Annotated in this window: 26 protein-coding genes; 8 read left to right on the forward strand and 18 right to left on the reverse strand. The window is 63.0% G+C overall.

Going from position 1 to position 25,824, the window contains the following annotated elements:
* Positions 1-12: 12 nt before the first annotated feature.
* The 3 genes from AC07UC_RS23715 to rpsD form a co-directional block, all read right to left on the reverse strand.
* Positions 13-840 carry an inositol monophosphatase family protein gene (locus AC07UC_RS23715; protein WP_494907585.1) on the reverse strand — a complete coding sequence of 276 codons (828 nt, stop codon included), beginning with the start codon at positions 838-840 and terminating at the stop codon, positions 13-15.
* Entirely contained in the window at positions 830-1,717 is an 888-nt protein-coding gene (gene ttcA, locus AC07UC_RS23720) for a tRNA 2-thiocytidine(32) synthetase TtcA (RefSeq protein WP_494907586.1), read from the reverse strand. The genes AC07UC_RS23715 and ttcA overlap by 11 nt, the downstream gene beginning before the upstream one ends.
* 136 nt (positions 1,718-1,853) lie before the next feature.
* The gene (rpsD, locus tag AC07UC_RS23725) at positions 1,854-2,471 is read right to left on the reverse strand and encodes a 30S ribosomal protein S4 (RefSeq protein WP_056562236.1); all 618 of its coding nucleotides are present in this window, start codon (positions 2,469-2,471) and stop codon (positions 1,854-1,856) included.
* Positions 2,472-2,847: 376 nt separating this feature from the next.
* Here rpsD and AC07UC_RS23730 point away from each other — a divergent pair, with 376 nt between their 5' ends.
* The gene (locus tag AC07UC_RS23730; protein WP_140767832.1) at positions 2,848-3,045 is read left to right on the forward strand and encodes a hypothetical protein; all 198 of its coding nucleotides are present in this window, start codon (positions 2,848-2,850) and stop codon (positions 3,043-3,045) included.
* Positions 3,046-3,147: 102 nt separating this feature from the next.
* Here AC07UC_RS23730 and AC07UC_RS23735 read toward each other — a convergent pair whose 3' ends face one another.
* Positions 3,148-3,336, reverse strand: coding sequence for a DUF3008 family protein (locus tag AC07UC_RS23735; protein WP_140767833.1), 189 nt, complete (start codon positions 3,334-3,336; stop codon positions 3,148-3,150).
* A 151-nt stretch (positions 3,337-3,487) separates the two neighbouring features.
* Here AC07UC_RS23735 and AC07UC_RS23740 point away from each other — a divergent pair, with 151 nt between their 5' ends.
* Positions 3,488-4,870, forward strand: coding sequence for an RNB domain-containing ribonuclease (locus tag AC07UC_RS23740; RefSeq protein ID WP_494907587.1), 1,383 nt, complete (start codon positions 3,488-3,490; stop codon positions 4,868-4,870).
* Here AC07UC_RS23740 and murI read toward each other — a convergent pair.
* Both murI and AC07UC_RS23750 read right to left on the reverse strand, forming a co-directional pair.
* Entirely contained in the window at positions 4,867-5,667 is an 801-nt protein-coding gene (gene murI, locus AC07UC_RS23745) for a glutamate racemase (protein ID WP_494907588.1), read from the reverse strand. The two genes, AC07UC_RS23740 and murI, sit on opposite strands and share 4 nt — an antisense overlap.
* Positions 5,660-6,577, reverse strand: a complete 918-nt coding sequence (locus tag AC07UC_RS23750) for an RNA methyltransferase (RefSeq protein ID WP_494907589.1) — start codon at positions 6,575-6,577, stop codon at positions 5,660-5,662. Before AC07UC_RS23750 ends, murI begins: the two co-directional genes overlap by 8 nt.
* A 216-nt stretch (positions 6,578-6,793) precedes the next feature.
* Here AC07UC_RS23750 and AC07UC_RS23755 point away from each other — a divergent pair, with 216 nt between their 5' ends.
* Both AC07UC_RS23755 and AC07UC_RS23760 read left to right on the forward strand, forming a co-directional pair.
* A complete protein-coding gene (locus AC07UC_RS23755) occupies positions 6,794-8,005 on the forward strand; it encodes an NADP-dependent isocitrate dehydrogenase (protein ID WP_032930036.1) in 1,212 nt (403 codons plus the stop codon).
* 81 nt (positions 8,006-8,086) lie between these two features.
* Positions 8,087-8,713: a glutathione S-transferase family protein gene (locus AC07UC_RS23760; protein WP_494907590.1), complete on the forward strand. Its 627-nt coding sequence runs from the start codon at positions 8,087-8,089 to the stop codon at positions 8,711-8,713.
* Between the two features lie 15 nt (positions 8,714-8,728).
* Here the strand turns inward: AC07UC_RS23760 and AC07UC_RS23765 are convergent, their stop codons facing one another.
* The 4 genes from AC07UC_RS23765 to recA form a co-directional block, all read right to left on the reverse strand.
* Complete coding sequence (locus AC07UC_RS23765; RefSeq protein WP_494907591.1) at positions 8,729-9,208, reverse strand: DUF2269 family protein; 480 nt, start codon at positions 9,206-9,208, stop codon at positions 8,729-8,731.
* The gene (locus tag AC07UC_RS23770; RefSeq protein WP_494907592.1) at positions 9,205-10,500 is read right to left on the reverse strand and encodes an SDR family oxidoreductase; all 1,296 of its coding nucleotides are present in this window, start codon (positions 10,498-10,500) and stop codon (positions 9,205-9,207) included. Before AC07UC_RS23770 ends, AC07UC_RS23765 begins: the two co-directional genes overlap by 4 nt.
* 10 nt (positions 10,501-10,510) lie before the next feature.
* Positions 10,511-13,171: an alanine--tRNA ligase gene (alaS, locus tag AC07UC_RS23775; protein WP_494907594.1), complete on the reverse strand. Its 2,661-nt coding sequence runs from the start codon at positions 13,169-13,171 to the stop codon at positions 10,511-10,513.
* A 375-nt stretch (positions 13,172-13,546) separates the two neighbouring features.
* A complete protein-coding gene (gene recA / locus AC07UC_RS23780) occupies positions 13,547-14,647 on the reverse strand; it encodes a recombinase RecA (protein WP_013895892.1) in 1,101 nt (366 codons plus the stop codon).
* 281 nt (positions 14,648-14,928) lie between these two features.
* Between recA and AC07UC_RS23785 the strand changes: the two genes are divergently transcribed.
* Both AC07UC_RS23785 and AC07UC_RS23790 read left to right on the forward strand, forming a co-directional pair.
* Complete coding sequence (locus tag AC07UC_RS23785) at positions 14,929-15,873, forward strand: carbohydrate kinase family protein (protein WP_494907595.1); 945 nt, start codon at positions 14,929-14,931, stop codon at positions 15,871-15,873.
* Between the two features lie 77 nt (positions 15,874-15,950).
* The gene (locus tag AC07UC_RS23790; protein ID WP_494907596.1) at positions 15,951-16,868 is read left to right on the forward strand and encodes a pseudouridine-5'-phosphate glycosidase; all 918 of its coding nucleotides are present in this window, start codon (positions 15,951-15,953) and stop codon (positions 16,866-16,868) included.
* A gap of 10 nt (positions 16,869-16,878) precedes the next feature.
* Here the strand turns inward: AC07UC_RS23790 and AC07UC_RS23795 are convergent, their stop codons facing one another.
* Positions 16,879-17,202, reverse strand: coding sequence for a TfoX/Sxy family protein (locus AC07UC_RS23795; RefSeq protein WP_494907597.1), 324 nt, complete (start codon positions 17,200-17,202; stop codon positions 16,879-16,881).
* 90 nt (positions 17,203-17,292) lie between these two features.
* Between AC07UC_RS23795 and AC07UC_RS23800 the strand changes: the two genes are divergently transcribed.
* The gene (locus AC07UC_RS23800) at positions 17,293-17,790 is read left to right on the forward strand and encodes a GFA family protein (protein WP_494907598.1); all 498 of its coding nucleotides are present in this window, start codon (positions 17,293-17,295) and stop codon (positions 17,788-17,790) included.
* A 34-nt stretch (positions 17,791-17,824) separates the two neighbouring features.
* Here the strand turns inward: AC07UC_RS23800 and sufA are convergent, their stop codons facing one another.
* The 7 genes from sufA to AC07UC_RS23835 all read right to left on the reverse strand — a co-directional run bounded on the left by sufA (position 17,825) and on the right by AC07UC_RS23835 (position 24,902).
* Complete coding sequence (gene sufA, locus AC07UC_RS23805) at positions 17,825-18,205, reverse strand: Fe-S cluster assembly scaffold SufA (protein WP_013532156.1); 381 nt, start codon at positions 18,203-18,205, stop codon at positions 17,825-17,827.
* 102 nt (positions 18,206-18,307) lie between these two features.
* The gene (locus tag AC07UC_RS23810) at positions 18,308-18,700 is read right to left on the reverse strand and encodes an SUF system Fe-S cluster assembly protein (protein WP_080680448.1); all 393 of its coding nucleotides are present in this window, start codon (positions 18,698-18,700) and stop codon (positions 18,308-18,310) included.
* A gap of 8 nt (positions 18,701-18,708) precedes the next feature.
* On the reverse strand, positions 18,709-19,953 hold the full coding sequence (locus AC07UC_RS23815; protein WP_494907599.1) for a cysteine desulfurase: 1,245 nt from the start codon (positions 19,951-19,953) through the stop codon (positions 18,709-18,711).
* 4 nt (positions 19,954-19,957) lie between these two features.
* Entirely contained in the window at positions 19,958-21,226 is a 1,269-nt protein-coding gene (gene sufD / locus AC07UC_RS23820) for a Fe-S cluster assembly protein SufD (RefSeq protein WP_494907601.1), read from the reverse strand.
* A gap of 25 nt (positions 21,227-21,251) precedes the next feature.
* Positions 21,252-22,007 carry a Fe-S cluster assembly ATPase SufC gene (gene sufC / locus AC07UC_RS23825; RefSeq protein ID WP_494907602.1) on the reverse strand — a complete coding sequence of 252 codons (756 nt, stop codon included), beginning with the start codon at positions 22,005-22,007 and terminating at the stop codon, positions 21,252-21,254.
* Between the two features lie 27 nt (positions 22,008-22,034).
* The gene (gene sufB / locus AC07UC_RS23830; protein ID WP_096445255.1) at positions 22,035-23,552 is read right to left on the reverse strand and encodes a Fe-S cluster assembly protein SufB; all 1,518 of its coding nucleotides are present in this window, start codon (positions 23,550-23,552) and stop codon (positions 22,035-22,037) included.
* Between the two features lie 186 nt (positions 23,553-23,738).
* The gene (locus tag AC07UC_RS23835) at positions 23,739-24,902 is read right to left on the reverse strand and encodes a cysteine desulfurase family protein (RefSeq protein ID WP_494907603.1); all 1,164 of its coding nucleotides are present in this window, start codon (positions 24,900-24,902) and stop codon (positions 23,739-23,741) included.
* Between the two features lie 238 nt (positions 24,903-25,140).
* Here AC07UC_RS23835 and AC07UC_RS23840 point away from each other — a divergent pair, with 238 nt between their 5' ends.
* Positions 25,141-25,815: an alpha/beta hydrolase gene (locus AC07UC_RS23840; RefSeq protein WP_027042409.1), complete on the forward strand. Its 675-nt coding sequence runs from the start codon at positions 25,141-25,143 to the stop codon at positions 25,813-25,815.
* Positions 25,816-25,824: the final 9 nt, after the last annotated feature.

Genomic DNA, 25,824 nt, shown 5'->3' on the forward strand with positions numbered 1-25,824 from the left:
CAGGAATTAATCCTACTCGGCCCACAGCTCGCGGCGCAGCTCCAGCCAGCTCTCCTTGTCGGGAGCGACCAGCAGGCCGCCGCCGACATGTGACGGCAGGTAAGGGCTGCCGTCGAAGCGCGCGGCATGGCCGCCGGCTTCGGCATGGATCAGCGCACCGGCGAGATGATCCCAGGGCATCAGCTTGTTGTAGACGACGAAATGGCCATGGCCGCTGGCCAGCAAGCGGTATTCGTGGGCGGCGCAGCGGTAGTTGAACTGCGACAGCGTCTTGGTCTGGTTGCAGGCCAGCCGCGTGCGGTCCGGCTCGGCCATGTATTGCCACGAGACCGCGCCGGTCATCTCCGAGATCGGCACACTTGTGGCAACCCGCACCTGCTCCAGCGTGCCATGGGCATGGCGGATATGGCTGCCTGCTCCCTTGGCGCCGATCAGCCAATCCTTGCCGACCGGATCGTGGATGATGCCGGCGACCGTTTCACCCTTGACCACGACGGCAAGCATGACACCAAACAGCGGCACACCGGAGGCGAAATTGAAGGTGCCGTCGACCGGGTCGATGACGAAGGCCAGATCGGCATCACCGAGCCCATCAAGCAGTGTCGGGTCGTCGGAACATGCTTCCTCGCCGACAACCATGGCCGAGGGATAGCGCTGGCGCAGCCTGGCGGTGATCAGCCGCTCGGCGTTGACGTCCGCTTCCGTCACCAGATCGGCGGCGGAGGTCTTCTGTCTGATGTCGCCATCGCCCAGCCGGCGAAAGCGGGGCATGATTTCGGTGTCGGCCGCCTCGGCCAGCAGGCTGGCCAACCAGTCGATCGCGTTGTCGTCAAATGTCATCGGAAGCGTCTTGTCCTGTGATGAGGGTCTGGTTCAGGGCGGCGAAGTCGAACAGTTTTCTGTCGAGCAGATGTGACGGCCTGGTGTTGGACAGCGCACGGATCATCGTGTCCTTGCGGCCGGGCATGCGCTTTTCGATGTCTTCCAGCATCGCCTTCATGGCATTGCGCTGGAGGCCTTCCTGGCTGCCGCACAGGTCGCAAGGGATGATAGGGAAGCGCATCGCCGCGGCGAATTTTTCGAGATCGATCTCGGCGTTGTAGCTCAGCGGCCGCAGCACAATGACGTCGCCTTCGTCGTTGAGCAGTTTTGGCGGCATGGCGGCGAGACGGCCGCCATGGAACAGGTTCATGAAGAAGGTCTCGAGAATGTCCTCGCGATGATGGCCGAGAACCAGCGCCGAACAGCCCTCCTCCCGCGCGATGCGGTAGAGATGACCACGCCGCAGCCGCGAGCAGAGCGAGCAATAGGTGCTGCCCTGCGGCAGCTTGTCGGTGACGACCGAATAGGTGTCCTGGTACTCGATGCGGTGCGCAATGCCATTGGCGTTGAGGTAGTCCGGCAGGATGTGCTTGGGAAAATTCGGCTGGCCCTGGTCGAGATTACAGGCCAGCAACTCGACCGGCAGCAGCCCGCGCCATTTGAGATCGAGCAAGATGGCGAGCAGGCCGTAGGAATCCTTGCCGCCCGACAGCGCGACCAGCCAGCGCTGGCCCGGCTCCACCATCGAGAAATCCTCGATCGCCTGGCGGGTCAGACGCAGCAGGCGCTTGCGCAGTTTGTTGAACTCGACCGAGGACGGCACATCGGCGAACAGCGGATGGGAGCCGCCTTCGGCGACCGGTTCAAGCGCTTCGATGTCTGGCAGCATATTCATGGCGCAGCGGCCCCGGAGATGTGACGTCCGCCCGGATTAGCGCATCGGCCGGAAAATCGAAACGGCAAAGCGGGATGCCAGAAACAAAAAGGCCGCCTCGAGGGCGGCCTTTCCGATATCGCAGAAAAGCGTTCGCTTAGCGCGAATAGAATTCGACGACCAGGTTCGGCTCCATCTGGACGGCGAACGGAACGTCCGCCAAGCCGGGAATACGCGAGAAGGTCGCGACCATCTTGTTGTGATCGGCTTCGATGTAGTCCGGAACGTCGCGCTCGGCGAGGCCGACCGACTCCAGGACGATGACCAGCTGCTTCGACTTCTCGCGCACTTCGACGACGTCGCCCGGCTTGCAGCGGTACGAACCGATGTTGACGCGCTTGCCGTTGACGTTGATGTGGCCGTGGTTGACGAACTGACGGGCAGCAAAAATGGTCGGCACGAACTTGGCACGGTAAACGACCGCGTCGAGACGCGATTCGAGCAGGCCGATCAGGTTCTCCGAGGTGTCGCCCTTGCGGCGGTCGGCCTCTTCATAGACCTTGCGGAACTGCTTTTCCGAAACGTCGCCATAGTGACCCTTCAGCTTCTGCTTGGCGCGCAGCTGCAGGCCGAAGTCGGAAAGCTTGCCCTTGCGGCGCTGGCCATGCTGGCCGGGGCCGTATTCACGCTTGTTGACCGGGGACTTCGGGCGGCCCCAGATGTTTTCGCCAAGACGGCGGTCGATCTTGTATTTCGCGGATTCGCGCTTGCTCATCGCATTCCCTTTTCAAAACAACACACCCGGCACCTCATGGTCCGGGTGAAGGAAACGCGCCCTCCTCTGGCCTCCGTTTTCGAGACCTGACAGGGTTTTCCCACGCAACGCGGCGGAAAACCCACGGGACACGTCAGTTCAAACAAAACCAGAAACAACCAAGGCAACCGGTCTTGCGCATATAAAACAAACACCGGACATCGCTGCCCGGCGTTGGCGGGTGGTTAAACCGAGATTTAACCGGTGTCAAGCTTCCGCGTAGCTTGTCGTTGGCGCAACCATACAACGTTGACGACGTTGAGCAATGCCGGATGTGGCGGGAGGTTTTACGCCAACGGCACCAGGAAGGGACTGGACCTAGAGGAGTTCAATTAGCATGAAGAAGTTCTTCCTTACTCTGGCCGGTGCCGCGGTACTGGCCGGATCAATGGCGGTTGCGCCGGAGCCGGCGATGGCCCGTCATTGGCACGGCCACAAACAAGTCTGCCGCGTCATCGTCAAGAAGAGGGTGGTGTGGCGGCACGGCCATCGCAAGGTAATCGTGCAGAAGGTGCGGCGTTGCCACCGCTGGTAAGGCGAACAAAGCAGCAATCCGCGAGGGCCAGCGAACTGTCGCTGGCCCTTTTTATTCAATGATTGCCGGAGCCTGGCTTCAAGCCCTCAATCCTTGGATTTTTCAATCCTTGGATTTTTTCTCCGGCAGCCCTTTGCGCTTCGTCTCGGCGAATTCCTCGAGCTGTTGTTCGCTCATTGATTCGTACATTTCGCGAGAGGCGCCTTTGAGCTCGCTCTTCCTGGTCTCGCCGCGCTTGGCGGAGAGCGCGGCGCCGGCGGCTTTCTGCTGGGCTTTCGAGGTGGCAGGCATGACGCTTTCTCCTTTTCTGTCAGGACAAACGCCGTGCTTCGGCGGCAGTTCCAGCGCCGATGGCCCAGCTCCTCGTCCGGATCAGGCGACCGGCTTTGGCGATTTCGTTCGCAGTCTTCCCGTGTCCGGAACTCCAGTGTAGGACGGCTGAATGAAGTCTCTGACGGACCCCTCACAAGCTCTCTCCTCCGGCCTGACGAAAATCCGCACCGAATTCCACGTGCCGGCTGGATTTCCAGCTGACGTAATGGCCGCGGCGGACGCAGCGGCCAGACGTGTGCCGAACCAGCATGCCGATCGAACTGACATGCCCTTCGTCACGCTCGATCCAGCAGCCTCCACCGATCTTGACCAGGCGTTCTCGATCGAGGCGAGCGGCAGCGATCTTCTGCTGCATTATGCCATTGCCGACGTGGCCTGGTTCGTCGAGGACGGTGACGCGATCGATCTCGAAGCCTGGACGCGGGGCGAGACGTTTTACTTGCCGGACGGCAAGGCCGGGCTCTACCCGCCGGCCCTTGCCGAGGGTGCGGCGAGCCTGTTGCCGGATGGACCGCGTCCTGCTGTCATCTTCACCGTCCGGGTCGCCGAAGACGGCGCGACGAAATTGGACGGCGCGGAGCGGGCAATCATTCGAAGCCGCGCGAAGCTCGCCTATGACAGCGTGAAGGCTTCCGACGTTCCGGCCGGCTTCGCTGAAATGGCGCGGCGCATGGCGATGAGCGAAAAACGTCGTGGCGCGTCACGCGTCGACCCACCCGAGCAGGAGGTTGAAAGGCTCGCCGATGGCACATTCCGGCTGTCCTTCAGACCGCTCCTGCAATCCGAACAGGACAATGCCGCGCTTTCGCTGGCCGCCAACATAGCGATCGCCGACGCCATGCTTGCGCACAAGACCGGGCTGTTCCGCGTGATGTCCGGGCCGGACGCGTCCAAGGTGCAGAGACTTCGCAACGCGGCACAGGCGCTTGGCCTGTCCTGGCCGTCCTCAGCCAGCCTGCGCGACTACCAGCGCACGCTCGATCCGGCTGACCCGAAACAGGCGGCGTTGATGCTGGAAATCCGCCGCGCAGGCAACGGCGCGTCCTACCAGCCCTACCAGGAAGGTGTCGTTCCCTGGCATGAGGCGATGGCCGCGACCTATGCCCACGCCACCGCGCCGCTCAGGCGGCTGGCCGATCGCTATGTCGTGCGCTGCGCGCTGGCAATCGCCAACGGCCAGCCCGTGCCGCAGGTCGTCACCGATGCATTCACCAAATTGCCGAAGGTGATGGGACGCGCGGATGCCCGCGCTTCGCAGATCAACCATGCGGCCATCGACCTTGCCGAGGCGGTCATGCTCAGGGGACGCGAAGGGGAAACATTCAAAGCCGCAGTCACCGACTTCGTCGACCATGGCGTACGCGTTCAGCTTGCCGACATGCCAGTCGTTGCCACGGTAAAGGCGACCGGGTTCAGGCAGGGCGACAGCCTCACGCTAAGGCTGGCCTCGGCCGATCCGGATCAACGCAGCGTCGTCTTCGAACCTGTTTAAGCGGCGGACGTTTCCACCACCAGTCCAAAGCCCTGCATCAGCCGGCTGACGGCGAAATCCGCCTTGCCCGAGGTGAAGACCGCGATATCGGGTTCGCCTTGCGGCAGCGCTCCATCGACGAGCGGCAGCAGTGAAAGCGCTCGCCGGGCGATCGCTTCGGCCGGATCGATCCAGTCGACCGGCCAGGGCGCGGTCTTGCGCATGCGATTGACCAGGAACGGATAATGCGTGCAGGCGAGCACGACGATGTCGGTCCGCATACCGTCACGCTCGATGAAGCAGGGCGCGATCTCGGCTCGCACGGCCTCCTCGTCGACAAAGCCCTCGCGCATATAGACTTCGGCAAGACCCGCCAGCCTGTCGCTGCCAACCAGGCGGACATGGCATTTCTGCGCCCACTTGCTGATCAGGTCACGTGTGTATTGCCGCTTCACCGTGCCCGGCGTCGCCAGCACCGAGACCAGGCCCGAGCGGGTGCGCTCCGCCGCCGGCTTGACCGCCGGCACGGTGCCGACGAACGGATGGCCGGGAAAGGCATCGCGCAAGGCGTCGATCACCAGCGTCGAGGCGGTGTTGCAGGCGATGACGGAAATCGCCGGCGTGAACCTGTCGAGCAGTTTGGCGAAGAGATCGAGTATGTGGGTGCGCAACGCCGGTTCTTCCCAGGCGCCGAATGGAAAGGCGGCGTCGTCGGCGACATAGATGAAGCGCCGGTCCGGAATCAGCACGCGCGCCTCGCGCAGCACGGTCAGCCCGCCGACGCCGGAATCGAACATCAGGATCGGCAGATCAGTCATTGTCGGTTCCCTTGCCGCCCAGCGGCGGTGCGTCCTCATCGTCACCGGCAGGCCGGTGCGCCGGGCGATCGGCTTCCGCCTTGCCGGCGCGCGCGGCGGCCGGAAGCCGCCTGGGATCATCGCCCGGCGAACCATCGCCGCGCGGCATCGCCGGCGAGAACCTGTCGAGGGACGAGATGATGCCGCGCAGCACCTTGAGCTCCGGCTCGGCAAAGCCGGCACGCGTCAGCACGGCACGCAGATTGTCGACCATTTTCGGCTTCTTCGGCGCTGGCCGGAAATAGCCGCGCGCTTCCAATGCGCCTTCGAGATAGGCGAACAGGCCGTGCAATTCTTCCTTGCTTGCCGGTTTCATTTCCGGCCCGGTGAAATTGGTCCTGGTCTCGTCCTCCAGGCCCGACTTCATCCACTCATAGGACATCAGCAAGGCCGCCTGGGCGATGTTGAGCGAGGAGAAATCGGGATCGACGGGAAAGGTGACGATCTCGTCGGCAAGCCCGACTTCGTCATTGTAGAGGCCGAAGCGCTCGCGGCCGAACAGGATGCCTGTGCGCTGCCCCATGCTGTGACGGGCGCGGAGCACCCTGCCCGCTTCCACGGGGCCGCGCACGGCCTTGAAGCCGTCGCGCTGCCTGGCGGTGGTGGCGAAAACGAAATTCAAATCGGCAAGCGCCGAGGCCAGGTCGTCGAACACTTTCACGGCGTCTATGACATGGTCGGCGCGGCTGGCGGCGGCGCGCGCCTTCTCGCTCGGCCAGCCGTCGCGCGGATTGACCAGGCGCAGTTCGACCAGGCCGAAATTGGCCATGGCGCGTGCAACCATGCCGATGTTCTCGCCAAGCTGCGGCTCGACCAGGATGATCGCCGGGCCGGCGGGTGGGATGTTATCGGGATCTTGGGTGACGGGCATGATTGTCAAAGAACTGCTGTTTGCGGCATTTCAGCGTCCCCTGCCATATTCGGCCGCGAAAATGAAGCATTCGCAAATGACGGCGGCCATCGCCTCGCATTCGTGACCGATCGCCGTTTGCGCGGCCAAAAACCCTTTGATATACGGGCGGCATCTCCCGGCCGAACGCCACGCGGGCAAGGCCGTCCCATATCCCAGCAACGAGGCATTCTTTCCATGGCGAAGATCAAGGTGGCGAACCCGGTCGTCGAACTCGACGGCGACGAGATGACCCGCATCATCTGGCAGTTCATCAAGGACAAGCTGATCCACCCTTATCTCGACCTGAAGCTGGAATATTACGACCTCGGCATCGAGCACCGCGACGCCACCAACGACCAGGTGACGATCGATTCGGCCAACGCCATCAAGAAGTACGGCGTCGGCGTGAAATGCGCGACGATCACCCCCGACGAACAGCGCGTCGAGGAATTCAAGCTGAAGAAGATGTGGAAGTCGCCGAACGGCACGATCCGCAACATCCTCGGCGGCACCATCTTCCGCGAGCCGATCATCATGAAGAACGTGCCGCGCCTGGTGCCCGGCTGGACCAAGCCGATCATCGTCGGCCGTCACGCCTTCGGCGACCAGTACCGCGCCACCGATTTCCGCTTCCCCGGCAAGGGCAAGCTGACGATCAAGTTCGTCGGCGAAGACGGAAAGGTAATCGAGCACGACGTGTTCGATGCGCCCGGCGCCGGTGTCGCCATGGCCATGTACAATCTCGACGAGTCGATCCGCGAATTCGCCCGTGCCTCGCTGAATTACGGCCTGCTGCGCAACTATCCGGTCTACCTCTCGACCAAGAACACCATCCTCAAGGCCTATGACGGCCGCTTCAAGGACATCTTCCAGGAAGTCTACGAGGCTGAATTCGAGGCCGAGTTCAAGTCGAAGAAGCTGTGGTACGAGCACCGGCTGATCGACGACATGGTGGCCTCCAGCCTGAAATGGTCCGGCGGCTATGTCTGGGCCTGCAAGAACTATGACGGCGACGTGCAGTCCGACACGGTGGCGCAAGGTTTTGGCTCACTCGGCCTGATGACCTCGGTGCTGATGACGCCGGACGGCAAGACGGTGGAAGCGGAAGCCGCGCACGGCACCGTCACCCGCCACTATCGCCAGCACCAGAAGGGCGAGGAAACCTCGACCAATTCGATCGCCTCAATCTTCGCGTGGACGCGCGGCCTCGCGCACCGCGCCAAGCTCGACGACAATGCCGAGCTGAAGCGCTTTGCCGAGACGCTGGAAAAGGTCTGCATCCAGACCGTCGAGAGCGGCTTCATGACCAAAGACCTGTCGCTCTTGATCGGCCCGGACCAGCCCTGGCTCTCGACCACCGGCTTCCTCGACAAGATCGACGAGAATTTGCAGAAGGCGATGGCGTAAGTACTCGCAGCTCTACACCCCGAAGGCTCCGAAAGGAGCCTTCGTTTTTTGGGCCGATGAAAGCGACGAAGGGCCGGCAGCATGACCAAGCCAATCCTCTACGGCGCGGACTACAGTGTCTATGTGCGCATCGCGCGGATGACGCTGGAGGAAAAAGGCGTCGCCTACGAACTCGTCCCGCTCGACATCTTCGCCGCCGAAGGCATCCCGGCCTGGTATCTGGAGCATCACCCGTTCGGCCGCATCCCAGCCTTCGAGCATAACGGGTTTCGGCTCTTCGAGACGAATGCGATCGCGCGCTATGTCGACGAGGCTTTCGACGGCCCGGCGCTACAGCCCGCCGATCCGCGCGGCCGCGCCAGGATGGGCCAGATGACAGGCATGCTCGACGCCTATGGCTATCGCGCCATGGTCTGGGACGTCGCCGTCGAGCGGCTGGAAAAGGCGGAGCCGGATGAGAGCCTGATCGCGGGCGGCCTGAACCAAGCTGAGACTGTGCTGAAAGTGCTGAGCTCGCTCAAGCCACCGGGGCCGTGGCTGCTCGGCGATCAGGTGACGCTGGCCGATTTGCATGCGGCGCCGATCATCGCCTATTTCCTCAAGGTTGCCGACGGGCAAAAGCTGCTGGCCGAATTTCCCGAGATTCAGGCCTGGTGGGGTCGGATCGCTGACAGACAAGCCGTTGCCGTGACCGAAAAGGCCGATTGAGAACTCGATGTGACGCTAAAACCCTATCTCTGGCCTTGTGACCATCAGCCAGAGAATGGCAAGCACGGCGGCGAAGGCCGGGAAGCCGCAAGCAAACCAGATGCGAAACAGGCGCTTCTCCTCGGCGGGCAGCGCCACGTTTTCGATGGCCGCCTGTCGCGCGAGGTTGCGAATCCGGATCTGAATCCAGACCACCGGCAACCAGAACAGACCGGTGACGACATAAAGCAGCAAGGACAGCACAATCCAGCCTTCAGAGAGCGGCCAGCCGACCGCCTGCGCCAGCAGCACGCCCGTGATCGGCTGCACGATGACGGCGGTCGCCGTAAAAATGGTGTCGGCGATGACGACCGTACCCGCGACATGGGCGACGAAATCGGCGCGGCCGGTGCGTTGCGCCATCAGCATGAAGAAGGCGATGCCGGCACCCGTGCCGAACAGAACCGTGGCGCCGATGACATGCGCCCAGCGCAGTATGTCGGCCCAGAGGCTCATCGCTCGTCGAGCACCGCGAGCGCCACCAGCACCAGGCAAAGCGCGGGTATCGTCTTGACCAGCGGTCCCAGTGGATCAAGCCATAGACCTGGAACAAAAAGCGTTGCCCCCACCAGATAGGACAGCGTGATCGCAATCATCGCCAGCAGCGCCGGCTTGGCGAAAGGCCGGACCAGAACCGCCGCGCCAACGAGGATATCCGCGGCGCTGCCGACCAGAACGCAGATATGCGCGAAATCCGCGGACACGCCGCGTGAGGCGAGAATGTCCGCGGCCTGATCTTGCCGGATCATGCCAATGATGCCGGAAACGAGCCAGAACAGAGACAGGCAAGCGAAGATAACAGGCTTCGCCAGCCAAAGGCGCGCGAACCATCGCTCCTGAACATGTGCCGGCATATCGGCCAGCGTTGCCTCCAGCGACTGAAGCGGATGGTCGCAAACAGCATTCCAAGACCGGGCATTGCCTGTGATGCCGTCCGCCAGCGCGGCAAGTGCCGAACTGCGTAGAGGGGAGCGCCAACCAAGGGCGCCAACGGCGTCGGCAACGACGCTGGCGAACCGGCCAAGGATGGCCGGCATCGGCATGACCCGTGCTTGCGGCAGACCAAGCCATGCGCGAAAGGCCAGCAGAGCATCGGAAAGAGATCTGGCATTGCCCTCGACGAGATCGATGGCAAGTCGGGGCGGCAGCGATCCGGCGACCGCGCGCGATACCGCTTCGGCAACATCGGCGACCGATACGGTCTGGATCGGCTGGCGGGGCATGACGGCCGGAATAAAACCGGGGAATGCCGCAAGGGCGCGCAGAAGTGCCGTGCCGCCATAGGCGGCGGGCGCGATCACCAAGCCCGGCCGCAGAATGGTCCACTCCAGGGATGAGCTTGCGACGGCCTTGTCGCCTTGCGCCTTGGTGCTGAAGAAAGGATTTGCCGAAGCGAGATCGGCGCCGATCGCGGATATCTGCGCAAAGCGATGCACACCGGCCTGTTCGCAAGCCGCGACAAGTGCCACCACCGAACCCCGGTGAACGGCGTCGAGGCGATCGCGCGGGCCGTCCTGCAGGGCGCCCGCGGCGTTGACCACCGCGTCCATGCCGGCAACCACCGGCAGCCAGTCTTCAGCGGCAAGCAGTTTCGACATGTCCGCCGCTATCCAGCGAACCGCCGGCCGGCGCCGCCCGGCATCCCGGACATCGCGACCGAGACCGGTCACATGATGACCGTCGCGAAGCAAACGGCCAATGACGGCGTCCCCGATCAACCCATAGCCACCGAGGACGAGTATTTTCATGTCTCGGCTTTCAGGCGGCCTCGAGTGCCGCCCTGACCGCCGCAATCGCATCATTGGCCTTGGAGGCGTCAGGGCCACCGGCCTGGGCCATGTCGGGCCGCCCGCCACCGCCCTGCCCGCCCAAGGCGGCGGAGGCCACGCGCACCAGGTCCACGGCGCTGAAGCGACCGACAAGGTCATCGGTCACCGCGACCACGACGCTTGCCTTGTTGTCCTCGCCGGCGCCGACGAAGACGACGACGCCGGAGCCGAGCGAGGTCTTGCCAGCATCCGCCAGCGGCTTCAGGTCCTTCGGCGAGACGCCGGAGACGGCCTTGCCGAGGAAGCCGATGCCCGCGACCGTCTCGTTCTCCGAAGGCGCGCCGGCCGCGGCACCGCCGCCGAGCGCCAGCTTCTTGCGGGCTTCGGTAAGTTCCTTCTCGAGCTTCTTGCGCTCCTCAAGCAAAGCCTCGACGCGCGCCGGCACGTCGGCTGGCGAGATCTTCAGCGTCGCTGCCGCCGTCTTCAGCCGCCGATCCTGCTCATCGAGATATTTTCTGGCCGCCTCGCCAGTCAGCGCCTCGATGCGGCGCACGCCGGCGGCAACCGCGCTGTCGGAGACGACACGCACCAGGCCGATATCTCCGGTCGCCCTGACATGGGTGCCGCCACAGAGTTCGACCGAATAGGGCCGGTTGGCACCATGCAGCCCGATGCCCATCGACACGACGCGCACTTCATCGCCATACTTCTCGCCGAACAGCGCCATGGCGCCCTCGGCGATGGCGTCGTCGACCGACATCAGGCGCGTGGTCACCGGGCCGTTCTGCACGACGATTTCATTGGCCATGCGCTCGACTTCTTCGAGTTCCTCGGCCGAAATCGGCTTGTTGTGCGAGATGTCGAAGCGCAGGCGCTCTGGCGCGACCAGCGAGCCCTTCTGTGCGACATGAGTGCCCAGCACCTCGCGCAGCGCCTCATGGATCAGGTGGGTGGCGGAGTGGTTCGCACGCAGCCTGGAGCGCCTGTTATGGTCGACCTTGAGTTCAACGGCGGCGCCCGTCTTGACCGTGCCGCTCGCCACCTTGCCCAGATGCACGAACAGCCCATCCGCCTTCTTCTGCGTATCGGAGATTTCGATCGAGAAGCCTTCGCCTGAAATGACGCCGGTATCGCCCATCTGGCCGCCGGATTCGCCATAGAATGGCGTCTGGTTGACGACCACCGCAACCGCGTCACCCTTGCCGGCGCTGTCGACGGTCTTGCCGTCCCGCACCAACGCCTGGATGAGGCCTTCCGCAGCTTCAGTCTCGTAGCCGAGGAATTCGGTGGCGCCGGTCTGTTCGCGCACCGAGAACCACACCGTCTCGGTCGCGGCCTCGCCAGACCCCGTCCAGTGCTTGCGCGCCTCGGCCTTCTGCTGCTCCATCGCATTGGTGAAGCCGGCAAGATCGACCGAGATGCTGCGCTGGCGCAGCGCGTCCTGCGTCAGGTCGAGCGGGAAGCCGTAGGTGTCGTAGAGTTTGAAGGCCGTCTCGCCATCCAGCATGTCGCCGGCATGCAGCGTTTCCGTCGCCTCGGAGAGCAGGCCGAGGCCGCGCACCAGCGTCTTGCGGAAGCGCGTCTCCTCGAGCTTCAGCGTTTCCGTGATCAACTGTTCGCCGCGCAGCAATTCGGGATAGGCCTGGCCCATCTCGCGCACCAGAGCCGGCACCAGCTTCCACATCAGAGGCTCGCTCGCCCCGAGCAACTGCGCGTGGCGCATGGCGCGGCGCATGATGCGGCGCAGCACATAGCCACGGCCTTCGTTCGACGGCAGCACGCCGTCGGCGACCAGGAAGGAGGACGAGCGCAAATGATCGGCAATGACACGGTAAGACGCGACCGTTTCGGCATCCGGAGCGCGCCCAAGCGCGGAAGACGCCGCATCGATGAGGTGACGGAACAGGTCGGTCTCGAAAACGCTTTCCACGCCTTGCAGGATGGACGCCATGCGCTCCAGGCCCATGCCGGTGTCGATCGACGGACGCGGCAGGTCGATGCGCTCCTCCTTCGTCACCTGCTCATATTGCATGAACACCAGGTTCCAGAATTCGAGGAACCGGTCGCCATCCTCTTCCGGGCTGCCGGGAGGGCCACCCCAGATGTGCTCACCACGATCGATGAAGATTTCCGAGCACGGCCCGCAAGGACCGGTGTCGCCCATCGCCCAGAAATTATCCGAGGTCGGGATGCGGATGATGCGATCGTCCGAGAAACCGGCGATCTTCTTCCAGAAGCCCGCCGCCTCATCGTCCGTGTGGTAGACGGTGACCAGCAGCTTGTCCTTCTTCAGCCCGAACTCTTTGGTGATCAGGTTCCAGGCAAGCTCGATGGCGCGCTCCTTGAAATAGTCGCCAAAGGAGAAATTGCCGAGCATCTCGAAGAAGGTCAGGTGGCGCGCGGTGTAGCCGACATTGTCGAGGTCGTTGTGCTTGCCGCCGGCGCGAACGCTCTTCTGGGCGGTGGTGGCGCGCGAATAGGACCGCTTCTCCAAACCGGTGAAGACGTTCTTGAACTGCACCATGCCGGCATTGGTGAACATCAATGTCGGATCGTTGCGCGGCACGAGCGGGCTCGAGGCCACGACCTCGTGGCCCTCCTTGCGGAAATAGTCGAGAAATGTCGACCGAATCTCGTTCACGCCACTCATGACTGCTGCCTTTTCGCGAAAACCGCCGGCGCGGCCGGCGGAAACTGGTCTCTGCTTTTTAGAAGATTGACTTGGCCTTTTAGCGGGCACACCGCACCCTGTCCAGAAACACGGAATTAGGCCAATCCAATGCACGTCGCCCAAAACGACCTCGGTTTTGGCAGAGCGACATGCATGAGAATAAAGACCTGAAGCGCGTCGCGTGAATCCACTCAGGCGCGAAGCGCTTCAGGAGCTTATCAGGCCGGCTCCACACCGCCCAAAAACAAAAACCGCCGGCTCGAAGGCCAGCGGTTTTGAACGCGGTACTAAAGAACTCGATTACTTAAGCATCAGGTCATAAGCCGACTTTATGGCCGAACTCTGGCCGTTGCCTTACATCGCGCCGGCTTCGTCCTCAAAACCGTCGTCGCCGTTGCCTTCGGAGCCACCATTCTCGAGGAATTTCTCGGCGATCAGACCGGCATTCTGTCTCAGTGCCAGTTCGATCTCGCGCGCGGTATCGGGATTGTCGCGCAGGAACAGTTTTGCATTTTCGCGGCCCTGGCCGAGACGCTGCGAATTGTAGGAGAACCAGGCACCCGACTTCTCGACCACGCCGGCCTTGACGCCGAGATCGACCAGTTCGCCGGTCTTGGACACGCCCTCGCCATACATGATGTCGAACTCGACCACCTTGAAGGGCGGCGCCAACTTGTTCTTGACGACCTTGACGCGGGTCTGGTTGCCGACGACCTCGTCGCGATCCTTGACCGAGCCGATGCGGCGGATGTCGAGGCGCACCGATGCATAGAATTTCAGCGCGTTGCCGCCGGTCGTGGTCTCGGGCGAACCGAACATGACGCCGATCTTCATGCGGATCTGGTTGATGAAGATGACCATGGTGTTGGAGCGCGAGATCGAGGCGGTCAGTTTGCGCAACGCCTGGCTCATCAGGCGGGCCTGCAGGCCGGGCAGCGAATCGCCCATCTCGCCCTCGATTTCGGCGCGCGGCGTCAGCGCCGCGACCGAATCGACCACCAGCACGTCGATGGCACCGGAACGCACCAGCGTGTCGCAGATCTCCAGCGCCTGCTCGCCGGTGTCGGGCTGCGAGATCAGCAGGTTTTCCAGATCGACACCGAGCTTGCGGGCATAGACCGGATCGAGCGCATGCTCGGCATCGACGAAGGCGCAGATGCCGCCCTTCTTCTGGGCTTCGGCCACAGTATGCAGCGCCAGCGTCGTCTTGCCCGAGCTTTCGGGCCCGTAGATCTCGATGATGCGGCCGCGCGGCAGGCCACCAACGCCGAGCGCGATGTCGAGGCCGAGCGAACCGGTCGGCACCGTTTCGATCTCGACGACCTGCTCGTTGGCGCCGAGCCGCATGATCGAGCCCTTGCCGAAAGCCCGCTCGATTTGCGACAGCGCCGCATCCAGAGCCTTTGATTTGTCCACTGCCTTATCCTCTACAAGCCGCAAAGAATTCTGAGCCATGATACATCACCCCTTGGTCGTCAATGAAGGCCGGACAATCCGTAATCCCTGGCATTTTGTACCTTTTTTGTTCTCATTTGGCAAGAGGCAACAAGCATTTGAAAAACAAGCGATATCCGGATTTGTTCTTTTTTCGTCCCAGAAACGCGGGCAGCAACCCACCTCGCATTAGGCCAGCCGGCACCGCTGTCCCGGCCTGCCGAATCGCTGCCTTGCATGCGAAGCTCTGTCGCGCAGCCTAGCGCTTGTGCGGCTGCAACAACAAAGGTCATATCGCCGCCATGGTGAAATCCGCAGAGATACTTGCCGTGGGCGGGGCCCATATCGACCGGCGCGGCCAGGTGTCCGGCCTCTACGTGCCGGCCGCGTCCAACCCCGGCACGATGCGCGAGGATGTCGGCGGCGGCGTCTTCAACGCGCTGCGCAGCACAGTGCTGCGCGGCGTCTCCGCTTCGCTGCTGTCGATGCGGGGCGGCGATGCGGCGGGCGACACCGTTTCCCGCGCCATAGCCAAGGCAGGGATCGCCGATCTGTCGGCGGTGTTCCTCGACCGCACGACACCGAGCTATACCGCGTTGATCGATCGCGAAGGCGAGTTGATAGTCGGCTTTGCCGACATGGCGCTGTACGATCTGGCGTTTCCCAAGCAGATCCGCCGATCCAAGGTGCGGGAGGCGATCTTGGCCGCCGACGCCATCCTGTGTGACGCCAATCTGCCATCAGCGGCACTGGAGCGGCTGGTTTCGCTTGCCGCCGGCAAGCCCGTATTCGCCATTGCCATTTCGCCGGCCAAGATCGTGCGCCTGAAGCCGGTGCTCGGCAATCTGGCCGTCGTCTTCATGAACCAGCGCGAGGCCCTCGCGCTGGCAGGCCTGGACGGCGCGGCTTCCCAGCGGGGCATCGTTGACGGTTTGAAGCGCGCCGGCCTCACCAGCGCGGTGGTGACGGCGGGCAGCGGCCCGGTGCTGGGTTTTGATCGCGACGGCATGTTTGCCATCATGCCGCCCGCCCCGAGGAAAGTTGTGGACGTCACCGGCGCGGGAGATGCGCTGGCGGGGGCAACGGTCGCCGCCTTGCTGCGCGGCATGCCCTTGCGGGCGGCGTTGCGGGAAGGTGTCGCCGCGGCAACGCTGGCCATCGAGAGCGCCGACGCCGTTCCCGATTTCACCGCGGCCGCCTTCATGGAAGCGCTGGCCCTTGTGCCCGATGTGCAGGAAGTGGCATGAGACCGGCAAATTCATAGTACCGGAGTGCCGCCGCGCGCACCTTGATGGATGCATGCACACCGGATTGGAGACCTGAGATGACCCCGGAAACCGCCCGCCCCTTCATCGATATCCACGCGCCGGTGGCGCAAGCCCTGGCCGCCGGCCGGCCGGTGGTGGCGCTGGAAAGCACCATCATCACCCATGGCATGCCCTACCCCGACAATGGCGCCATGGCGGCGAACGTCGAGAAGATCATCAGCGACGGTGGTGCCGTGCCGGCAACGATCGCCGTGGTCGGCGGACGCATAAAGATCGGTCTTTCCGACGGCGAGCGCGAATCGCTGGCCATGACCGGCGACGCCATGAAGCTGTCGCGCGCCGACATCGGCTTCGCCGTCGCGCAAGGGCGCACCGGGGGCACCACGGTCGCCGCGACGATGATCGCCGCCCATATGGTCGGGATAAAAGTGTTCGCCACCGGCGGCATTGGCGGCGTGCACAAGGGCGCTGAAAAGAGCTTTGACATTTCCGCCGACCTCGACGAACTGGCGCGCACGCCGGTCATCGTCGTCTCGGCCGGCGCCAAAGCCATCCTCGACATCGAAAAAACTCTGGAAGTTCTGGAGACGCGCGGCGTGCCTGTCATCGGCCATGGCTGCGAGACCATGCCCGCCTTCTGGTCGCGGCAGTCGCCGTTCCGCGCGCCTCTCACCTTGTACAAGCCTGAAGACATCGCGCATTTCTACCAGACCCGGGCTGCGCTGGGGCTCGGCGGCGGCATGCTGATCGCCAACCCGGTGCCGCAGAACCACGAAATCCCGGCCGAGGAGATGGCGGGCTACATCGAAGCGGCGCAAAAGGCCGCCGAGGCTCTGCACGTGACCGGCAAGGCGGTGACGCCGTTCCTGCTGTCGAAGATCCTGGAGCTCACCGGCGGCCGCAGCCTGAAGACCAACATCGCGCTGGTCGAAAACAATGCGAGGCTGGCGGCCGAGATAGCAAAGGCGCTGTAGGTTCGCGCGGCTATTTGCCGGCGCGCCTTCCAGCCTCACAGGCGCGCCGTGCCCACACCGTCATCTCGTCCGGGTCGTCAAAGGCACTGTCGGGAATGCTCCAATAGGGCATGGCGACCAGCTTGCCGTGGCGCGAGCCGGTATAGGTCCATTGCTTGCAGCCCTCGGCTTCGAAGTCGGGCGCGCTTTGCTCGTCGGCCTTCAGCAGCAATTCTCCGCGCAGCACGATGGCGACGATGACGCCGTCGAAATAGATGCCCTTGCCGCCGAACAGCCTGCGGATGCTGACCGGGCCGAGGCCGGCGAACAGTTCGGCGATGCGTTCATTGTCCATGCCGCGATCATGTCACCGGCATTTGACATTGTCATCGCGCAACCAAGATCATGCTGACAGGTTGAGATCATTCCGTCGGAGTTTTTTGTCATGCCGCTTCTGCTCAAGGGATCCTGCCGCTGCAACGCCGTGCGTTTCGAGGTGGAAAGCCACACGCCGGTGCCGTTCATGCTTTGCTACTGCTCGATCTGCCGCAAGCAGCAGGGCGGCGGCGGTTTCGCCATCAATCTCGGCGCCGACTACGAAACGCTGAACATCAGGGGCAAGAGGAGCCTTGGCGTCTACCGTGCCGAGATCGAGGACGACGAACATCCCCATTGCGAGGTCTCGACCGGCGAACGCAATTTCTGCCGCAAATGCGGGTCGGCGCTCTGGCTCTACGATCCGACCTGGCCGGAACTGGTGCATCCCTTCGCCTCGGCGATCGACAGCGACCTGCCGACACCACCAGAAAAGGTGCACCTGATGCTAAAATACAAGGCGAACTGGGTCGAACCCGAGATCGGCAAGCGCGACAAGGTGTTCGACGTCTATCCGGAAGAATCGATCGCCGACTGGCACAAGCGGACGGGTATGTGGGTGGAGTAGTGTTCTTCGCCCCGTAAGCAGGGCGAAGGAAAGATCAGGCCGAGGCGCGTGCCTCTGCCAGCGCCTTGAGATCCGCCGGCTTCAGTTCGACGGATTCGCCGCAGCCGCAAGCAGAACTCTGGTTCGGATTGTGGAAGGTGAAGCCGGTGCGCAGCGTCGTCTGCTCGAAATCCATCTCGGTACCGAACAGGAAAAGGGCCGCCTCCGGCGCGACATAGACGTGGGCGCCGTCGCGCTCGATATGGTCGTCCTTGGTGTTGGGTTCGGTCACAAGGTCGACCGTGTATTCCATGCCGGCGCAGCCGCCCTTCTTGATGCCGAGGCGAATGCCATGCGCGTTGTCACGGGTGGCCACGATCTCGCGCACCCGGTCGGCGGCCTTTTCGGTCATCGTGATGACGGCGAAGCGTCCCATTCTCTTTCCTTCTCCATTCCATGCAGGTTCAAGGCCTGCCGAATGATTCCTCACCTAAAATGGTGAAGTTTTACCACTGGCGCAAGTGTACCAACCTCGACACTAGTACCAGCCCACCGCCACCTGTGCCTCTTCCGACATGCGGTCGGGCGACCAGGGCGGGTCGAAGGTCATGTTGACCTCGACGCCGGACACGCCTTCGACGGCGCCGACGGCGTTTTCCACCCAGCCAGGCATCTCGCCGGCCACCGGGCAGCCCGGTGCGGTCAGCGTCATGTCGATCTTGACCGAGCGGTCGTCCTCGATGTCGATCTTGTAGACGAGGCCAAGCTCGTAGATGTCGGCCGGGATTTCCGGGTCATAGACCGTCTTCAGCGCCGAGACGATATCGTCGGTCAGCCGCGCCAGTTCGTCGGCGGGGATGGCCGAGGCCGATACGATGCCATTTGCAGCCGTTTCCGGCGCGGTCTCTGCGGTTGTGCTCACATCGTCCATGGTCGTCATCACCCAAAGAACTTTCGCGCTTTTTCAAGCGCCTCGGCCAAAGCGTCGACTTCGGCCCTGGTATTATACATGCCGAACGATGCCCTGCATGTGGAGGTTACGCCAAAGCGTTTCAACAGCGGCTGGGCGCAATGGGTGCCCGCCCGCACTGCCACGCCCTGCCTGTCTATCACCATCGACACGTCATGGGCATGAATGCCTTGCAGTTCGAAGGAGATGATCGCGCCCTTGCCGGGCGCATCGCCGAAGATGCGCAGCGAGTTGATGGTGCGCAGCCGCTCATGGGCGTAAGTCTTGAGGTCTTCCTCATGCGCCGCGATGCGCTCGCGGCCGATCTTTTCCATGTAGTCGAGCGCGGCACCCAGCCCGATCGCCTGGACGATCGGCGGCGTGCCGGCCTCGAAGCGATGCGGCGGCTCGTTGTAGGTGACGATGTCTTCCGTCACCTCCTCGATCATCTCGCCGCCGCCCATGAAGGGGCGCATGCCCTGGAGAATGTCCTTCTTGCCGTAGAGCACGCCGATGCCCGAGGGGCCGTAGACCTTGTGGCCGGTGAAGACGAAGAAGTCGCAGCCGAGATCCTGCACGTCGATCGGCATGTGCACGGCGCTCTGGCTGCCGTCGACGAGTACGGGAATGCCGCGCGCATGCGCGATGCGCACGATCTCCTTGATCGGCGTCACCGTGCCCAGCGCATTCGACATCTGGGTGATGGCGACGAGCTTGGTGCGGTCGGTCAGCCGCTTCTCGAATTCCTCGATATGGAAGACGCCGAGATCGTCGACCGGCACCCAGACGAGTTTCGCGCCCTGCCGCTCGCGGATGAAATGCCAGGGCACGATGTTGGAGTGGTGCTCCATGATCGACAGCACGATCTCGTCGCCCTCGCCGATATTGGGCATGCCATAGCCATAGGCGACCGTGTTGATCGCCGAGGTCGTGTTCGAGGTGAAGACGATGTTGTCGGTGCTCGGCGCATTCAGGAAGCGGCGCACCGTTTCGCGCGCCTTTTCATAGGCGTCGGTCGCGGCATTCGACAGGAAATGCAGGCCGCGATGGACGTTGGCGTATTCCTGCGAATAGGCATGCTGGATCGTATCCAGCACCACCTGCGGCTTCTGCGCCGAGGCACCATTGTCGAGATAGACCAGCTTCTTGCCGTAGACTTCCCGCGACAGGATCGGGAAGTCGCGACGGATCGCCTCGACGTCGTAGAAATCTCCGATCTTGCCTGGAGCGTTCATCATTTCACCCGTGTGTCAAAAACCAATCGTCCAGCCGCGCTTCCAGCGCCTCGACGATTGTCTCGTCATCCAGTTCCTCGATCACCTCGGCGACGAACGCCTTGACCAGCAGGCCACGGGCCGACTTCTCGTCGACGCCGCGCGCCATCAGGTAGAACAAATGGTCGTGGTCGATCTCGGTGACGGTCGCGCCATGGCCGCAGACGACGTCGTCGGCGAAGATTTCAAGTTCAGGCTTGGTCGAGAACTCGCCATCGTCCGACAGGAGCAGCGTGTTGCAGGCCATCTTGGCGTTGGTTTTCTGCGCATATTGGTGGACGTTGATACGGCCCTGGAAGACGCCGCGCGCCTTGCCGGTCACCACGTTGCGGATGATCTCGGTCGAGGTCGTGTGCGGCACCGCGTGGTCAAGCACCATCGTCACGTCGCTATGGGTATCGCCGGCCAGCAGGTTGATGCCGCGCAGCTTGAAGTCGGCGCCTTCGCCCGTCGTCCTGACCATGACCTCCTGACGCACAAGCTTGCCGCCGGCGTTCATCACGAACAGGGTCAGTTTCGCATTCTTGCCGATATGGGCCTTGAACTGCGCCAGATGAGTCGCCGTCTCCGGCTGCTCCTGGACGATCAGCCACGTCACCTCGGCACCCTCACCCAGCACAAGCTGGCTGACCGAACTGACCAGGGCCGCCCCGTCTCCCGCCTGACGCTCGACGATGATCGCCTTGGCCCCGGCGCCCGCGCGAACGGCCAAGCGCACATGGCTCTGGCCGCCGGCCTGCACATTCTGCAATTCGATCGGCTTTTCGAGTTCCGTGCCATCGGCGATATCGACAAAGTAGCCATCGGCGACGAAAGCGGTGTTCAGCGCGCCGATCGCATCATCGGCGCCATAGGGATCGAGCCCGGGCGCGATGCTGCCGTCGATCAGCTTTTCCGACAGGCGCTGCACGGTGACGCCTTCAAGGACCGGCACCTTCGCGTCGGACTTGCCGTTCAGGACCGGCAGAACGGCGGAGCCTTCGACTATAGGTGCGACGGCCTTGGCCATGGCGGCCGGGTCGAAGTCCGGCACCACGTTCAACAGCCGGCGCAGATCCGTGTAGTGCCAGGATTCGACGCGCCGCGTCGGCAGGCCGTGCTTGATCGCCTCGATCGCGTCGTCGCGCTTCAGCATCACCGCGCCATCGCCCGGCAGCAGCGACAGCCGGTCGCCAAACGCGTCGATCAACGCGGTTTCGGCCGGTGTCCGCTGCGGTTGTGTGTGCATGTTCATCAGTTTGACCTTGCCTTCTGGCATCTCACGCGGCTTCGCCGATCACGCCGGCATAGCCATTGGCCTCGAGGTCGAGCGCCAGCGACTTGTCGCCGGACTTGATGACCTGGCCCTTGTACAGCACGTGCACGCTGTCGGGCACGATGTGTTCGAGCAGGCGCTGGTAGTGGGTGATGACCAGGAAAGCCCGGTCCGGCGCGCGCAGCGCGTTCACGCCGTCGGAGACGATCTTCAGCGCATCGATATCGAGGCCGGAATCGGTTTCGTCGAGCACGCAGAGTTTTGGCTCCAGCAGCTTCATCTGCAGGATCTCGGCGCGCTTCTTCTCGCCGCCGGAGAAGCCGACGTTGAGCGGCCGCTTCAGCATGGCCATATCCATGCTGAGCGAGGCGGCGGCTTCCTTCACGCGCTTCAGGAATTCCGGGATCTTCAGCAGCTCCTCGCCGCGCGCCTTGCGCTGCTCGTTCATGGCTACTTTCAAGAATTCCATGGTCGCCACGCCCGGTATCTCCATCGGATACTGGAAAGCGAGGAAGATGCCCGACGTCGCGCGCTCGGCCGGATCCATTTCGAGGATCGACTGGCCATTGTACAGGATGTCGCCTTCAGTCACCTCATAATCCTCGCGGCCAGCGAGGATGTAGGACAATGTCGATTTGCCCGAGCCGTTCGGGCCCATGATCGCGGCGACCTCGCCGGCTTTCACCGTCAGGTTCAGGCCGCGGATGATTTCGGTGCCGTCATCGACGATGCGGGCGTGCAGGTTCTTGATCTCAAGCATTCTTTTGTTTCCTGAATATCTGTCCGGTCAGCCGACCGAGCCCTCAAGCGAGATGCCGATCAGCTTCTGCGCTTCGACGGCGAACTCCATCGGCAACTGCTGGATAACGTCCTTGACGAAGCCGTTGACGATCAGCGCGATGGCTTCCTCCTCGGGAATGCCGCGCTGCATGACGTAAAACTTCTGGTCCTCGGAAATCTTGGACGTCGTCGCCTCGTGCTCGAACTGCGCCGTCGAATTCTTGGCTTCCATGTAGGGCACGGTGTGCGCGCCGCACTGGTCGCCGATCAGCAGGCTATCGCAATTGGTGAAGTTGCGGGCGTTGGTCGCCTTGCGGTGCGCGGAAACCTGGCCACGATAGGTGTTCTGCGAGAAGCCGGCGGCGATGCCCTTGGAGATGATGCGGCTCGATGTGTTCTTGCCGAGATGGATCATCTTGGTACCGCTGTCGACCTGCTGGTAGCCATTCGACACGGCGATCGAATAGAACTCGCCGGAGGAATCGTCGCCGCGCAGGATGCAGCTCGGGTACTTCCAGGTGATCGCCGAACCGGTCTCGACCTGCGTCCAGGAGATCTTCGAACGGTCGCCACGGCAATCGCCGCGCTTGGTGACGAAATTATAGATACCACCCTTGCCCTCGGCGTCGCCGGGGTACCAGTTCTGCACCGTCGAATATTTGATCTCAGCGTCGTCGAGCGCCACCAGTTCGACCACTGCGGCATGAAGCTGGTTCTCGTCGCGCTGCGGCGCCGTGCAGCCTTCGAGATAGGAGACGTAAGCCCCCTCCTCGGCGATGATCAGCGTGCGCTCGAACTGGCCGGTATTCTTCTCGTTCATGCGGAAATAGGTCGACAGTTCCATCGGGCAGCGCACGCCCTTGGGCACGAAGACGAACGAGCCATCGGTGAAGACCGCCGAATTCAGCGTGGCGTAGAAATTGTCCGATGTCGGCACGACCGATCCGAGATATTTCTGGACCAGTTCCGGATGCTCGCGGATGGCTTCCGAGATCGAGCAGAAGATCACGCCGGCCTGCGCCAGTTCCTTCTTGAAGGTGGTGACGACGGAGACGGAATCGAACACCGCGTCGACAGCGACACGGCCCGATTTGTAGACATTGTCGCTAGGCTCCTCGAGATCGGAGGCATCCGTCTTCTGAACGCCGGCAAGGATTTCCTGCTCGCGCAGCGGAATGCCGAGCTTTTCATAGACCTTCAAGAGTTCGGGATCGACGTCGCTGAGCGACGACGGGCCGGGCGTGCTCTTGGGCGCCGCGTAATAGTAGATGTCCTGGAAATCGATCTTCGGATAGTGGACGCGCGCCCAGGTCGGCTCCTCCAGCGTCAGCCAGCGCCGATAGGCTTCCAGGCGCCATTCCAGCATCCAGGACGGCTCGTCCTTCTTGGCCGAAATGAAACGGATGATGTCTTCGCTCAGGCCCTTGGGGGCCTTATCGACTGCGATTTCCGTCTGGAATCCGTATTTGTATTGGTCGACGTCGATCTTTCGGACCCGATCGATCGTGTCCTGCACAGCAGGCATATGCGTTCTCCATCCACGCCGGGGTCAAGGCCCGACAGTTTTCAAACTATGGCACCGCCGAAATGAGCGCCGAAGAAGCGCTCGCGGCAGCGTAAGTTCCATATAGTGCGCCTCGACCGGAAATTCACCCGGCCAGCATGAAACGCACGGCTCTACCAGGCCGAAAGGCCCAAAATCGTCCAACCGCTACGCGGCCTTTTCCTTATCCGCCCGACGGGCTGCGATACCCGCCAGCACGATGCGGAACAGTTCGATGTCCTCGGCACCCGTCGCCGGGCCAATCGACACACGCAAGGCGCCGAGACTGTCGCCGTAGCCCATGGCCTTCAGCACGTGGCTCGGCCCGACCTTGCCCGACGAACAGGCGGAGCCGGCCGACAGCGCAACACCGGCGAGATCAAAGGCGATCTGCGCGGTTTCGGCCTTGACGCCCGCAATAGCGAAGAATGTCGTGTTGGCAAGCCTTGGCGCACCGGTTCCAAAGATTTCCGCGTCCGGGACCAGCATTTTCACTATTGCCTCGATCTCGTCGCGACGCTCGCGCACCGCATCGATCGCCGGCAGTCCTGCCAGCGCTTCGCGCGCGGCGGCGCCAAAGCCTGATATGGCGGCGAGGTTTTCCGTGCCGCCGCGATGGCCCTTTTCCTGGCCGCCACCGTTTATCAGGGGCTTCGGCATCATCAGGTCGGCGGCAGCGACGATGGCACCGACGCCCTTGGGGCCACCGATCTTGTGCGAAGACAGAATCAGATAATCGGCGTAACCCGCTGACATATCGATCGAAACGCGGCCCGCGGCCTGAACTGCATCGACGACAAGAATGCCGCCGGCGGCCTTGACGATTTCGGTGATACGATCGATCGGCTGGATAACGCCGGTCTCGTTGTTGGCGGCATGGATCGCCACCAGCGGCAGGCCATCGGCCTTGTCATGACCGGCAAGGGCCGCCGCCAAGGCCGCAAGATCGGCAATGCCATTTGCGTCAACGCCGATGCGCGTCACTTGCGCCGCCGGAAAGCGGCCGCCATTCAACAGACAGGGATGATCGGCCTCGCAGACGTAGAGCCGGCTCATGCGCACGCTGCCGCGCCCCATCTGCCAATCGGGGGAGAGCAGCGTCGAGGCGGCTTCGGTCGCACCGGAGGTGAACACGACATGTTCGGGCCTGGCATTCACCAGTGCCGCGACCTCGCGCCTTGCCGTCTCGATCAGGCGCCGCGCGGCGCGGCCCTCGGCATGGACCGACGACGGGTTGGCCGCCACGTCAAGCGCCGCGACCATAGCCTCGCGCGCCGCTGCAAGCAGCGGCGCACTGGCATTGTAGTCGAGATAGGCACGTTTTGCGGCCATTTTCGTCCAGTTGATCCCGTCAGAAGCCATTCGGTCGTCGTATGGCGTTATTTCCTTGAAATTCCAAGGCGAGCCGTCCTATTTACGCGGCTTGCGGCGCGGGTGGCCGGGCTCGACGTCTGGCCACTCAGTTTTGAATAGTTCTAAACTAGCTTCTAAGAAGACGCTCGCCCTGCGTCAAGGCCAGAGGAAGACACGTTCCGGGCGCCGCGCATTCGTATACCAAGTGGAGTATTTCATGCCTGAGGTCATTTTCACCGGTCCGGCCGGTCGCCTGGAGGGACGCTACCAGCCCTCCAAGGAAAAGAGCGCGCCGATCGCCATCGTCTTGCATCCGCACCCGCAATTCGGCGGCACGATGAACAACAAGATCGTTTACGACCTCTTCTACATGTTCCAGAAGCGTGATTTCACCACGCTGCGCTTCAATTTCCGCGGCATCGGCCGCAGCCAGGGCGAGTTCGACCACGGCACCGGCGAATTGTCGGATGCGGCGGCCGCACTCGACTGGGTCCAGTCGCTGCACCCGGATTCCAAGAGCTGCTGGGTCGCCGGTTATTCCTTCGGCTCGTGGATCGGCATGCAGCTTCTGATGCGCCGGCCGGAGATCGAAGGCTTCATCTCGATCGCGCCGCAACCCAACACCTATGATTTCTCGTTCCTGGCGCCCTGCCCGTCATCGGGCCTGATCATCCATGGCGATGCCGACAAGGTGGCGCCGCCGAAGGACGTGCAAGGCCTGGTCGACAAGCTGCACACGCAGAAGGGCATCACCATCACGCAGAAGACGTTGCCCGGCGCCAACCACTTTTTTGCCAACGACGCCGACCTGCTGATCGAGGAATGCGCCGACTATCTCGATCGCCGGCTGGCGGGCGAGTTGTCCGATCCGCGGCCGAAGCGGCTGAGATAAACAGGGGAA

The organism is Mesorhizobium sp. GW821-FHT04C10, from assembly GCF_059420305.1.